This window comes from Amycolatopsis sp. NPDC051716 (genome assembly GCF_040681595.1).
GTDB lineage: Bacteria > Actinomycetota > Actinomycetes > Mycobacteriales > Pseudonocardiaceae > Amycolatopsis.
The window spans coordinates 25,078-37,088 of the sequence record NZ_JBFAZA010000062.1 but is presented as its reverse complement, the minus strand read 5'-3'; the positions used below and the strand labels follow the sequence as shown (position 1 = coordinate 37,088).

General features: G+C 74.5%; 10 protein-coding genes and 1 pseudogene. 7 read left to right on the top strand and 4 right to left on the bottom strand.

Features of this window, described 5'->3' with window-relative positions; genetic code table 11:
• Positions 1-112 precede the first annotated feature (112 nt).
• Positions 113-892 (top strand): alpha/beta hydrolase, encoded by a 780-nt coding sequence (locus AB0M30_RS45550; protein WP_364598346.1) that lies wholly within the window; start codon positions 113-115, stop codon positions 890-892.
• Here the strand turns inward: AB0M30_RS45550 and AB0M30_RS45545 are convergent.
• Positions 858-3,626: an AAA family ATPase gene (locus AB0M30_RS45545; protein WP_364598343.1), complete on the bottom strand. Its 2,769-nt coding sequence runs from the start codon at positions 3,624-3,626 to the stop codon at positions 858-860. The genes AB0M30_RS45550 and AB0M30_RS45545 overlap by 35 nt on opposite strands.
• A 121-nt stretch (positions 3,627-3,747) precedes the next feature.
• On the opposite strand from AB0M30_RS45545, the gene AB0M30_RS45540 reads away from it, so the two are divergent.
• Both AB0M30_RS45540 and AB0M30_RS45535 read left to right on the top strand, forming a co-directional pair.
• Complete coding sequence (locus tag AB0M30_RS45540) at positions 3,748-4,305, top strand: hypothetical protein (RefSeq protein ID WP_364598340.1); 558 nt, start codon at positions 3,748-3,750, stop codon at positions 4,303-4,305.
• Positions 4,306-4,401: 96 nt separating this feature from the next.
• Positions 4,402-4,806, top strand: a pseudogene (locus AB0M30_RS45535) (YceI family protein); the annotation flags it as partial.
• Here the strand turns inward: AB0M30_RS45535 and AB0M30_RS45530 are convergent.
• Positions 4,799-5,446 carry a rhomboid family intramembrane serine protease gene (locus AB0M30_RS45530; protein ID WP_364598337.1) on the bottom strand — a complete coding sequence of 216 codons (648 nt, stop codon included), beginning with the start codon at positions 5,444-5,446 and terminating at the stop codon, positions 4,799-4,801. The pseudogene AB0M30_RS45535 and the gene AB0M30_RS45530 sit on opposite strands and share 8 nt — an antisense overlap.
• 94 nt (positions 5,447-5,540) lie before the next feature.
• Between AB0M30_RS45530 and folP the strand changes: the two genes are divergently transcribed.
• A complete protein-coding gene (folP, locus tag AB0M30_RS45525; protein WP_364598335.1) occupies positions 5,541-6,419 on the top strand; it encodes a dihydropteroate synthase in 879 nt (292 codons plus the stop codon).
• A 613-nt stretch (positions 6,420-7,032) separates the two neighbouring features.
• Here the strand turns inward: folP and AB0M30_RS45520 are convergent.
• The gene (locus AB0M30_RS45520; RefSeq protein ID WP_364598348.1) at positions 7,033-8,082 is read right to left on the bottom strand and encodes a class I SAM-dependent methyltransferase; all 1,050 of its coding nucleotides are present in this window, start codon (positions 8,080-8,082) and stop codon (positions 7,033-7,035) included.
• A gap of 193 nt (positions 8,083-8,275) precedes the next feature.
• Between AB0M30_RS45520 and AB0M30_RS45515 the strand changes: the two genes are divergently transcribed.
• The 3 genes from AB0M30_RS45515 to AB0M30_RS45505 are packed head-to-tail and all read left to right on the top strand — an operon-like array spanning position 8,276 to position 11,150.
• Positions 8,276-9,403, top strand: a complete 1,128-nt coding sequence (locus AB0M30_RS45515; protein ID WP_364598333.1) for a hypothetical protein — start codon at positions 8,276-8,278, stop codon at positions 9,401-9,403.
• Positions 9,400-10,311: an ABC transporter ATP-binding protein gene (locus tag AB0M30_RS45510; protein ID WP_364598330.1), complete on the top strand. Its 912-nt coding sequence runs from the start codon at positions 9,400-9,402 to the stop codon at positions 10,309-10,311. The genes AB0M30_RS45515 and AB0M30_RS45510 overlap by 4 nt, the downstream gene beginning before the upstream one ends.
• Positions 10,308-11,150, top strand: coding sequence for an ABC transporter permease (locus tag AB0M30_RS45505; protein ID WP_103336305.1), 843 nt, complete (start codon positions 10,308-10,310; stop codon positions 11,148-11,150). Before AB0M30_RS45510 ends, AB0M30_RS45505 begins: the two co-directional genes overlap by 4 nt.
• Here the strand turns inward: AB0M30_RS45505 and AB0M30_RS45500 are convergent.
• On the bottom strand, positions 11,140-11,946 hold the full coding sequence (locus AB0M30_RS45500) for a lipase (protein WP_364598327.1): 807 nt from the start codon (positions 11,944-11,946) through the stop codon (positions 11,140-11,142). The two genes, AB0M30_RS45505 and AB0M30_RS45500, sit on opposite strands and share 11 nt — an antisense overlap.
• Positions 11,947-12,011: the final 65 nt, after the last annotated feature.

Here is a 12,011-nt window from a genome sequence, read left to right as displayed (position 1 = left end):
GTTCATCGATCTTGGTCGACGCTGTTCTAGCAGGGACCCCGTTACCCATCTCACCGGGTTGACAGCTCCGCCCACTCCCTAACTTCCCGGCATTGCGGTTAGCCTCGGACCCATGACGGCATCGGTCACTTCGCCCGACGGGACGGTCATCGGCTTCGAGACCACCGGCGACGGGCCGCCGATGGTCCTCGTCCACGGCACCGGCGCCGACCACACACGCTGGTCGGCGGTGAAGGACCGGCTCGCCCGGCACTACCGCCTGTACCTCGTCGACCGCCGCGGCCGGGGCCTCAGCCGCGCCGAAGCGCCCGGGTACGACATCCGGCGAGAGGGCGAGGACATCGCCGCCGTCGCCGAAGCCGCCGGGGGAGACGTCTACCTCCTCGCGCACTCCTACGGCGCCCTGTGCGCGCTGGAAGCCGTCCGGGCCACGAAGGCGGTCAGGCGGCTCGTGGCCTACGAACCGCCGCGGCCCGAGCCGGGCGGGGCCGTGGTCGGCCCGGACGCGCGAAGCCGGATGCGGGCCGCGGAAGACCCCGAACGGATCCTCGAGATCTTCCTGCGGGAGGCGCTCCGGCTCTCTCCGGCGGACGTCGAGGCGATGCGCGCCACCCCGGTCTGGCGCGCCCGGGTGGCCGCCGCGCCCACGATCCCGCGCGAACTGGACGTCGTCGAGAACACGGTGTTCGACGATCGGCTCGGCGAGATCGCCGTCCCGGTCCGGCTGTTCGCCGGCACGGAGAGCCCGGGCTATCTCCGGCTCGCCGCCCAGGCGGTCGCGGACCGGATTCCCGGCGCCGACGTCGTGCCGATGCGCGGCCAGGCCCACCAGGCCATGGACTTCGATCCGGACCAGTTCACCGAGGCGGTGTTCGCGTTCGATCCGGCGTGAGACCGCGGTGGTGCGCCCACGCCGTCACCTCGGTCCGGTTCGCCAGGCCCAGCTTGGCCAGGACGCTGCGGACGTGGCTTTCCACCGTGCGCTCGGACAGCACCAGCCGGTGGGCGATCTGGCGGTTGCTCAGCGCACCGGCCACCAGCGCCACGATCTCCCGCTCGCGGCCGGTCAGCGGATCGGCCTCGGTCCGCACCCGGTCGAGCAGCGCGGTGGCGTCCCGGACCCAGCCGGGCATGCCGAGCCGCCGGGCTTCGTCGGCGGCCTGCCGGGCCAGGGGCTCCGCGCGGGCCGGCTCGCCCAGGGCAGCGAGTTCGCGCGCCAAGCGGACGCGGTTGTGCACGACGTAGGGCCGGGCGCCGAGCCGGGTGTCCCAGGCGATCGCCGCCTCGAACAGCGGCACGGCCTCGGTGTGCCGGCCGAGGAGCGCGGCCAGGCGGCCGCTCCAGCTGCTGGAGCAGTCGCTGCAGAAGGTGCCCGCCCCGCCCGAGCCGAACGGCGGCTCGCCCGCCATCCGGTTCGCGAGCCACTCCGCGGTTTCGAGGTCCTCGAAAGCCTCCAGCAGCGGCAGCAGGCTCGGGCCGATGCCCGGTGAGTGCCCGAGGAAGTCGGGGTCGCGCAGGCGCGGGCGCAGGGCGTCGTACCCGGCGCGCGCCTCGTCCCGGCGGCCGGTGACCAGGGCGCAGAGCGGCCGGGAGACGATCGTGATCGGGAGCGGGGGCGCGATCGCCAGCAGCTCGTCGTAGCCGTCGGGCAGCTCGGCCGGGTCGCCGACCACGTCGGCCAGCTGCTGGGAGAAGGCGAAGGACATCGCGAGCGTGGACCGGTCCTCGGCCAGTTCCGCCCCGGCGAGCTCGCCCGCGAGCCGGTTCAGCTCGCGGCTCTCGGCGAACGCGCCGCGGTAGGCGGCCACCGACGCCCGCAGCCGCAGCTCGTGCCAGCGGACGAGCGGCAGCCGCGTCGTCGCCGCGAGCTCGGAGATCGCGGCCAGCTCGGTCTCGACGACCGGGATCGTGCCGACTTCGAGCGCCGCGTCGATCCGCCACTTGTGCCCCCACAGCGCCACGAGCGGCCGGGCGGGGCCGCCGAGGGACACGGCGAGCGCGCCGAACCGCAGCCGTTCGGCCAGCGGCAGCTCGCGGGGGCGGGTCTTCAGCCGGGCGCGGACGGCGTCCAGGCGCGCCTCCTGGTCGCCGGCGGATTCCGCGAGGGCCAAGGCTTCGTCGGCGGTCTTCATCGCTTCGCCGGTCTTCCCGCTGTCGGCCGCGACCGAGGCCGCCTGCGCCAGCAGCTTCGCCCGCACGACCGGGTCGGCGTCGGGGCCGATCGCGGCCAGCGCGGCCGCCGTGAGCGCGGCCATCTCCGGCAGTAGCCCGGGCGCGGCGGTGTCGCGGACGACGAGCGCCGCGGCGGCGGCGAGCGCCGGATCGGACGTCAGCTCCGCGGCCTCGCGCGCGTGGCCGAAGCTGCGCGCGAACCGGCCTGCCCGGTACTCCGCGGTCGCCAGTTCGACGAGCAGGGCGGCGAGGCCGTCGCGGGTGCCCGCGCGGCGGCGGCAGTCGAGCGCGAGGGCCAGGAACCGGGCGGCTTCGGTGAAGGCGAGCGAGCGGGTGGCGTCCCGTGCCGCCGTTTCGGCCCAGTCCGCGGCCCGGGCGAGGGCGTCCGGGGTCGCCGTGGCCCGCAGCCAGTGCCCGGCCACCACCCCCGGCTCGGCCCGGTGCTCCAGCGCGGCCGCCGTCCGGGCGTGCAGCTCCTCGCGGACGCCCTGGTCGAGGTCGGCGTAGATCCCGTCGCGCACGACAGCGTGGGCGAACCGCCGCGAGCCGGCGACGGCGGGCCGCAGGACCCCGGCCCGCACCGCGCGGTCGAGCGCCGTGACGACGTCGCCGTCCGGTCGCCCGGCCACCTCGGCGACGACGTGCGCGTCAACCTCCTCGCCGAGGACCGACGCGATCGCCAGCAGTTCCCGCGCCCCGGCGTCCAGCCCGGCGACCGTGGTGCGGACGAGGTGCCGCAGCTCGGCTTCGCCGCCGCCGGTCGCCGACGACCGGGCCACCGCCTTGAGGTAGAGCGGGTTCCCGCCCGAGCGCCGCAGCGCGTCGCGCGCGTCGACGCCCACCCGGCCGGCCTCGGCGAGGTAGGCGCGGACGTCGGGCTCGGTCAGCGGCTCGAGGCGCAGGCTTTCCGTACCGGGCCGGCCCAGCAGCTCCGGCAGGGCCTCGAAGAGCGGGCCGGCCCCGTCGGTGTCCCGGTAGGTCGCGACCACGGCGAGCCGCGACCGGCGGATCTCCCCGGCCAGGTGCCGCAGCAGCCGCAGTGACGCCTCGTCGGCCCAGTGCACGTCTTCGAGGACCACGACGAGCCCGGCCGGCTCGGCCGCCGCGACCAGCGCGTCGGCGGCCAGCGCGACGAACCGGAACCGGGCCGCGACCAGGTCGGCGTCGGCGCGGTCGTCGAGGTCGGCGAGGGCGCGGTCGACCTCCGCTCCTGCCGCGGGCAGGGCCCGCAGCACCCGCCGCCACGGCCACAGCGGCGGCGCTCCCGGGTCGTCGACGCAACGGCCCCAGACCGCGGCCGGGCCGGTGACCGCCTCGGCCAGGCGGGTCTTGCCGATCCCCGCCGGGCCGCCGACGAGCACCAGCGTGCCGCTGCCGCCGTCGGCCGCCGCGAGCCACGCGCGCAGGTCGGCCACGGCACCGGCCCGCCCGACGAACGGTTCGCTGCGCGTCACCCGAGCAGTATCCCCTCCGCGTCCGGTTTGCGCGTCGTTCTCCGTACTGGCACTGATGCCCGGCACGCGGAGCGCGGCGAGAGTGACTCCCAACGCATTGACCAGCGAAAAGGAGCATCCGATGCACGCCACCATCCACCAGTTCAGGAGTCCGCTGGGGACCCACGACCTCGGCGAGGGCGCCCTCGGCGCCGCCACGCTCACCCAGCTCGGCGGCCAGGCCGGCGCGGTCGTCACCTTCTGGCCCGACGCCGGGGCCGCGGGCGAGGCCGCGGCCCGGCGGCCCGCCGGGACCGCCTGGCTCGACACCGGCGTCTACCGGGTCGCCGACGTGCAGACGGCGTCGGACGCCGCCGCCTACGCCCAGCTCACCTGGTTCGACGGGCCGCGCGGAGCCGACCAGTCGGCCGCCGAGCAGCGCGCCGGGCGCGAGCGCATCTGGCCCGCCGTGCGGGACATCGAGGGCGTCGGCACGACCTACGCCCTGATCGCCGAAGACCGCTCGCTGGTCGTCGTGGGGTTCGCCGCGTCGCTGGCGACGATCGAGGCCGTCCAGGACGCGATCATGGCCACCGAACTGCTGCCCGGCGAGGACCCCGCGCTGCTGCCCGGCGCGGACCGGGTCGACCTGCACCGCGTCCGGCACGCGGCCCTGCCGGCCCCGGCGGGTGCGCGATGAGCCCGCACACCGCCCCCGCACTGCGCGCCGGGGACCTGGACCGTCCGCAGTGGACGGACGACGGCGTCGTTCGAGGTCCGCAACTTCGGCGTCAACCGGGTCCGCGGCACGATTCCGGTCCGCACGGGCACCGTCGAGGTGCGCGACGGCGAGGTGCTCGCCGTCCGGACGGAGCTGGACCTCGGCGCCCTCGACACGCAGAACGCGCGCCGCGACGCCGACCTGCGCAAGCCCACCCTGCTGGACAGCGCCGCCCAGCCGGCGATGACCTTCACGGCCACCGGCGCCCGGCGGCGCGACGACGGCTGGGAAGTGACCGGCGAGCTGCGGCTGCGCGGGACGTCGTGCCCGCTGACCCTGACCGTCGTGCCGGACGGCGGCACCCGCGTCCGCGCCACCGGGACGCTGGACCGCGCCCCGCTCGGCCTGCGGGCACCGCGGCCGCTGATCGGCCGGTACGTCCGGATCGTCGTCGAGGCGGAGCTCGAGCCGCCTAGCTGAAGTCCTTGGGGAGCAGGGCGGTCGCCGGGTCCGGGGCGGCGACCGCCTTGGGGCGCCGGTCGCGGAACAGCCAGCCGCCGACGATGCCGCCCGCGAACCCGAAGAGGTGGCCCTGCCAGCTGACCCCTTCCTGGGACGGCAGCAGGGAGGTGAACTGGTAGGCGAAGCACAACGCCATCACCAGCCCGAGCACGATGTCGATCAGGTGCCGGTCGAAGAGCCCGCGCACGATGATGTAGCCGAAGTAGCCGAAGACCAGGCCGCTGGCGCCGACCGTGACCGAGTGCGCCGGCGAGATGAACCAGACGCCGAGGCCGCTGGCGACGACGATCAGCAGGCTGACGCCGACCCACTTCTTCACCCCGCGGTAGGCGGCGAGGAAGCCGAAGATGAACAGCGGCCCCGAGTTGCCCTCGATGTGGGCCCAGCTGTAATGCAGGAAGGGGGAGGTGAAGATCTCCGGCAGCGACGCCGGGTCGCGCGCCTCGATGCCGAACTCCCGGCTCAGGTCGTAGTCGCTGGGCGCGTTGACCAGCTGGATCACCCACAGCGCGGCCAGCAGGCCGACCATCACCCACAGAGCCTTCTTGGCCTCGGCGATCATCGCCTCGGCGTCACCGCGGACCGGTTCCTCGCTCATTTCGTCCCCCTGCTCCCGTTGCGGCCGAGGATAACCGGCGCGGGCGCCGGACGTGGCGTTCCGGACCCAGCCGTGACCTGGCAGGGTTGGGCGCATGACGTCACACCGGCCGGAGATGGTCTTCCGCGGCCGTCGCATGCCCGCCGACCGCGCGCTGGTCATGGCCATCGTCAACCGCACGCCCGACTCGTTCTACGACAAGGGCGCGACCTTCGCCGGCACCGCGGCCCTGGACGCGGTGGACCGCGCGGTCGCCGCGGGCGCCGACATCGTGGACATCGGCGGGGTCAAGGCGGGCGAGGGCCCGGAGGTCGACGTCGACGAGGAGAGCAGGCGGGTGGTGCCGTTCGTCGCCGAGGTGCGCCGCCGCCACCCGGAGCTCGTCATCAGCGTCGACACCTGGCGCCACGAGGTCGGCCGCCAGGTCTGCGAAGCGGGCGCCGACCTGCTCAACGACACCTGGGCGGGCGCGGACCCGAAACTGGTCGAGATCGCCGCGGAGTTCGGCACGGGGTATGTCTGCTCCCACGTCGGCGGCATGCCGGTGCGCACGGACCCGTACCCGGCACCGACCCCGGAGCGCCCGTTCTGGCCTCGTTACGACGACGTCGTGGCGGACGTGGTGGCCGAGCTGACGGAGGCGGCTTCGCGCACGGTCGCGGCGGGCGTCCCTCGCGGCGGCGTGCTGATCGACCCGACGTTCGACTTCGGCAAGAGCACCCGCCACGGCCTGGAGCTCCTCAGACACTTCGACCGGCTGGTGGCAACCGGCTGGCCGGTACTGGTGGCACTGTCGAACAAGGACCTGATCGGCGAGACCTTGGACGTGGAAGCCCACGACCGCTTGGCGGGCACCCTGGCGGCGACGGCGATCGCGGCGCAGGCGGGCGCAGCGGTGTTCAGGGCACACAACGTGAGGGAGACCCGCGAAGCGGTGGAGGCGGTGGCGGCCCTCGAGTCCGTTGTGGACTGAGCTCACTCAGACAGAAGGAGCGGGGTGGTCATCCCGTCGCCTGAGGCCGTGAAATCACTTTGAGCCGGGCCCGCAACACAGAGCGCAGCGCGAGAAGACAGCGCAAGCTTGCGGGCCCGGCTCAAAGTGATAGGCCTCAATCAGGCGACGGGATGATCACCTCGCGGCCCACCTCGGGAAGGTGAGGGGGCAGCGGTTCTTGGTCATCCCGGAGCCTGCCCGTCCGGCGAGGACAGCTTTTGTCCTACGGCGTTTGCCTACTGCGGCGGTGCGGCAGGGGCGGGTTCTACTGCGGTTTCTGCCGCGGCAGGGCGGGTCCGACCTCCCCCGCCCCTCCGGTAGGAGTTTCAGCCGCCGCTCGGGTTTGTCAAGGCGGGAAAGCGTGCCTTGACAAACCCGATCGTCGGCTGAAGGGAAGGCTGGGATGAGGGGCGGGGGCGGTCTGGTGACGTCGTTGGCCAACTTGCGTTGCCGGCCGCCGGTTCGCCACCTGTCCGGCCGCCGACTGAAGAGAAGGCAGGGGCGGTCTGGTGACGTCGTTGGCCAACTTGCGCTGCCGGCCGCCGGTTCGCCACCTGTCCGGCCGCCGGTTCGCGATGACCTGCTCCTGCGTCTACCGGCTGAGCCGCCACAGTGACGTGACTTCGGCTGCCCTCGCCCGGTGTAGCGGGTCGGCCGGGTCGAGTGCGCGTCGGTGCTGTGGCGCCGCCTCGGTCCGGCCCACCACCCGCAGGCCCGCCGCCGCGATCCAGGCGAGGAGCTCCGCGCGCGTGCGCAGGCCGAGGTGCTCGGCGAGATCCGACAGCACCAGCCATGCCTCGCCGTCCGGGGTCAGGTGGGGTGCCCGGTCGAGGAAGCCGCGCAGCATCCGGCTGCCCGGGTCGTACACCGCTTGGTCGAGCGGGGTGCGGGGCCGGCCCGGTAGCCATGGCGGGTTGGCCACCACCAGCGGTGCGCGGCCGCGGGGAAACAGGTCGGCCGGCAGCACTTCGGTGCGGCCGGCGAAGCCGAGCCGGGCCAGGTTCGAAACCGCGCACGCGACGGCTCGGGGCGAATTGTCCGTCGCCACCACCCGTGCCACTCCGCGGTGGGCGAGGACGGCGGCGAGCACGCCGGTGCCGGTGCCGATGTCGAACGCCAGGTCCGTGCCCGGCAACGGTGCTTGCGCGACCAGGTCGACGTACTCCTGCCGGACCGGGGCGAACACGCCGTAGTGCGGGTGGATCCGTGCCCCGAGCGCCGGGACGGCGACACCGCGGCGGCGCCATTCCGCCGCGCCGAGGACGCCGAGCAGCTCCCGCAACGGCACGGCCGCGGGCTCTCGCAGCGGCCCGTAAACCGCCAGACACGCGGTGCGCACGTCCGGCGCCCGGTGCAGCGGGATGACGTGCCCCGCGTCCAGGGGCACGTACAACAGGGAGAGCAGCCGGGCCCGGCGGGCCCGGTCCGCGCGGTAGCGGGGGTAGTCGTCCGGTGGGGGTGGTGGGATCCGGCGGTTCACGGCGTCGAGCAGGCGCCGGGCGGTGGGGTAGCTGCCGCGCCAGAGCAGGGCGGTGCCGGTGGACATTTTGCGGAGGGCGGCGTCGGCGGACAGCCGGTCGTCGGCGGCGGCCGCGTGCCGCGTGGGGGGTGCGAAGAGCCGGCGATCGGGTTCGCCGGGCAGGACGAGACGAGCCACGTTAAGGGGTTTCCGTTCTTGCTGCGGGCACGACGAAGCACCCGCGAGACGTGCGGGGGGTGCGAAGGACCGGAGCGGGAACTAGCTCAGGACAGCAGCATGAACGGGATTCGTCACCCTTCGACCCTAGCTGGGGACCCCGGGCCATGGCGTACAAAGGACGAAGAGGTGATGCCGGATGACGCCCTCGGTGGTGCGGCACGAGAAGCGGCGCCGGTGGGCGGTCGTCGCCGCGGTGGCCGCGGTGCTCGTTTGCGCGCCGTCGGTCGTCGCCGCGCTCGCTCCGGCCGGTGCGGCGGCCGATCCGGACCGGCTGCGGGCCCTCGTGCTGGATTCCGCCGGGAAGCCGTACCAGGGTTACGCCGAAAGTGCCGGTTCGCTCGCCCTGCCGGAGCTGCCGAACCTCGCCGCCGTCACCGCGCTCTTCTCGATGCGGACGCCGATGCGGGCCTGGTACGCCGGGCCCGACCGGTACCGCGTCGACATCCTCGGCACCGCCGGTGAGCACGACGTCTACCGGCTGCCCGACGGCGAATACACCTGGGACTACGGCGACAACACACTGACCGAGCTGATCGGCGAGCCCGCGCTGCGGCTGCCGCGGGCCGCGGACCTGCTGCCGCCCGAGCTCGCGCGGCGGATCCTGGGCGCGGCGAAGGGTGATCCCGTCAGCGCGCTGCCGGGGCGGAACGTCGCCGGGGTCGCCGCCTCCGGCGTGCGGCTCGTGCCCGCCGATCCGGACACGACCGTCGGGCGGGTCGACGTCTGGGCGGACCCGGCGACCGGGGTGGCGGTGCGCGTCGAAGTGACCGCGCGCGGGCAGGAGACCCCGATCCTGGTGACCGAGTTCCAGCAGCTCGAACAGACGACGCCGGTGGTCGAAGCACCGCGGCCGGCGCTCGGGTCCGGGTTCGGCGTGACGAGCGCCCCGGACGTCGCCGACACGCTCGGCACGTTCGGCCAGGTCCCGCTGCCCTCCTCGCTCGCCGGGCGGCCGGTGGTGTCGTCGAACTTCGGGGGCGTGCAGGGCGCCGCGCTCTACGGGCGCGGGCTGGCCGCCTTCGCCGTGATCGCCGTGCCGCGGACGGTGGCCAACGCGGCGGGCGACGCCGCCGGGAAGGCCGGTGCGGTGCAGGTCAAGCTGGCCGCGGGGAGCGTCGTGCAGCTGTCGATCACGCCGCTGTCGCTGGGCATCGTGCGGTCGTCGGTGTCCCGGCGCTCCTACCTGCTGGCCGGGACGGTGACGCCCGGCGTCCTGAAGGCCGTGGCCGACGAGCTGTCCCGGCTGCGCCGGAGCGGCCCGTGATCGTCACGCGCGCGCTGACCAAGCGCTACGGCCGCACGGTCGCCGTCGACTCCGTCGACCTCGAAGTCCGCGAAGGCGACCGCTACGGCTTCCTCGGCCCGAACGGCTCGGGCAAGACCACCACCGTCCGGATGCTGCTCGGCCTGGTCTACGCGACCGCCGGGGAGATCGAGGTGCTCGGGAAACCGGTGCCGAAGCGGGTCGCCGAGGTGCTGCCGGACGTCGGTGCGCTCGTCGAGGGGCCGGCCGCGTACCCGCACCTGTCCGGGCGCCGGAACCTGGCGCTGCTCGACGCCGCCGGCCGCGGGGGAGGCCGGCGCACGCGGCGACGTCGCATCGACGACGCCCTCGAGCAGGTCGGGCTGGGCGGGGTCGACCAGCGGCCGGTGAAGGCGTACTCGCTGGGCATGCGGCAACGGCTCGGGCTGGCCGGCGCGCTGCTGCGGCGGCCCCGGCTGCTGATCCTCGACGAGCCGACCAACGGGCTCGACCCCCAGGGCATCAAGGAGATCCGCGAGCTGCTGGTCGAGCTGAACGCCGGCGGCACCACGGTGTTCCTGTCCAGCCACCTGCTGGCCGAGGTGGAGCAGTTGTGCACGCGCGTCGGCGTCGTCGACCGTGGCCGGCTCGTGCTGGAGGAGGACCTGGCCACGCTGCGGGCGGCCACCGGCCGGATCCTGGTCGGCACGCCGGACGCCGCCGCGGCGGCCGCGGTCCTGGACGGCCAGCTCGAAGCCCGCGACGGCGACCGGCTGGTCATCCGGCATGCCGATCCGGCGGCGCTGAACGCGCTACTCGTCGAAGCGGGGGTGCGCGTGACGTCGATCCACGCCGAGCAGCGGACGCTCGAACAGGTCGTCCTCGACGTGACGGGTCCGGGCTCGGACCGGTTCGGGACGGCGGGATGATCGGCGTCGAACTGCGCAAGCTCGCGCTGCGGCCGCGGGTGTGGTTCAGCGTGCTGCTGCTGTGCCTGCTGCCCGCGATCGTCGGCGTCTTCCTGGCCACGGCCGACTTCGCGCCGCCGCCGGGGCAGGGCGGGGCGTTCCTCTCGGCGGTGGTGAACGACGGCGCGCTGTACCCGGCCGCCGCGCTCGCGCTGGTGCTGCCGCTGTTCCTGCCGATCGCGGTCGCCGTCACCGCGGGCGACGCGATCGCGGGCGAGGCGGCCACCGGCACCCTGCGCTACCTGCTGGTGCGCCCGGTCGGCCGGACGCGGCTGCTGGGCGCCAAGATGGTCGCGCTCGCCGTGTACGTGACCGCGGCGATCGTCATCGTCGTGCTGACGTCGCTGGTGCTCGGGGTGATCCTGTTCGGCACCGGCGGCACGCCCGGGGTCGCGGGGCCGGGCGGGCAGCCGACCGGTGTGACGTCGTTGTCCGGGCAGTCGCTCAGCTCGTCCGCGCTGGGCCTGCGGCTGCTGGGCGCGGTGACCTACATCGTCGTGTCGATGCTCGGCTTCGCGGCGATCACCGTCTTCCTTTCGACGGTGTCCGACTCGGCGCTGGGGGCCGCGCTGGGCGGGCTGGCCGTGCTCATCACGAGCACGGTGCTGGAGACCCTGGACGCGGCCGCGTCCGTGCGGCCCTACCTGCCGACGCACTACTGGCTGTCCTGGATCGACTTCTTCCGCGATCCGGTGCTGTGGCGCAACATCGATCACGGGCTGCTGCTGCAGGCCGGCTACATCGTGGTGTTCTTCGGGGCCGCGTGGGCGAACTTCGCGACGAAAGACGTCACGAGCTGAGGCAGTCGGTGGGCGCTTCGAGCGGGGTGGTGCCGAGGGCCTGCAGGACGATCTCGGTGACGGCGGGGTCGGTGGGCAGGTCGCCGTGGCCGGCCGGGTTTTCGGGGCAGACTTGCTGCAGCGAGACGTTGACGGCGCCGTCGAGCCGGGCGGACTCCGGCGGGGTCACCGTCTCGTCGTGGTCGGTCCAGAGCGACAGCCACGGCAAGCCCGGCGGGAGCGGCTGCTTGGCCAGCTCCTGCAGCAGGCTGCTGCCCGTGGCCAGCTGGACGCACGCGGTGGGACACCCGCCCGGGACCAGCGCGCCGCCCGCCGTGGCCAGGCCGGTGCCGTGCATGGGCGCGCCGAGCGTCACGACCCGGCGGGCCTGGTGGGCGCCGCCCTCCCGGTCGACCCACAGCCGCGCGACGACCCCGCCGGCGGAGTACCCGACGACGTCGACCGAAGGCGCGCCTTGTTCGTAGGCCTTCTCGACGGCTTCGGCGAGGACCCCGGCCTGTTCGACGAGGTCGCCGGTGCCGTCGCCAGCCAGGGTGAGCACCTCGGCGGGCCGGCCGGTGGCCTGCCGGATCCGCTCGGCGAGGGTCTCCAGCGCACCCCGCCCGCCGCCGTAGCCGGGGACGAGCAGCACCGGGCCGGGCTTGTTCTGGTCCGGCGTCCCGGCCTCGGGCGCGGCTTTCGCCCCCGAGGTGGCGATCACGGTGGCGACGACCACGGCCACCACCGCGACGGCGACGCCACTCAGCATCAGCCGTCGCCGTGGGCTGAGCCCGCTCCACCAAGCCGTGATCCGCACATCTCCATGATGACCCGGCCGGCGCCCGGAAGGCAGCACCCGTGATCAGGCGGGCAGCACGCGTG

Bases quoted from the DNA above. Each gene is read 5' to 3' on its own strand.
- AB0M30_RS45550 (WP_364598346.1), top strand. From the start codon at position 113: ATGACGGCATCGGTCACTTCGCCCGACGGGACGGTCATCGGCTTCGAG.
- AB0M30_RS45540 (WP_364598340.1), top strand. From the start codon at position 3,748: ATGCACGCCACCATCCACCAGTTCAGGAGTCCGCTGGGGACCCACGAC.
- AB0M30_RS45530 (WP_364598337.1), bottom strand. From the start codon at position 5,446: ATGAGCGAGGAACCGGTCCGCGGTGACGCCGAGGCGATGATCGCCGAG.
- folP (WP_364598335.1), top strand. From the start codon at position 5,541: ATGACGTCACACCGGCCGGAGATGGTCTTCCGCGGCCGTCGCATGCCC.
- AB0M30_RS45515 (WP_364598333.1), top strand. From the start codon at position 8,276: ATGACGCCCTCGGTGGTGCGGCACGAGAAGCGGCGCCGGTGGGCGGTC.
- AB0M30_RS45505 (WP_103336305.1), top strand. From the start codon at position 10,308: ATGATCGGCGTCGAACTGCGCAAGCTCGCGCTGCGGCCGCGGGTGTGG.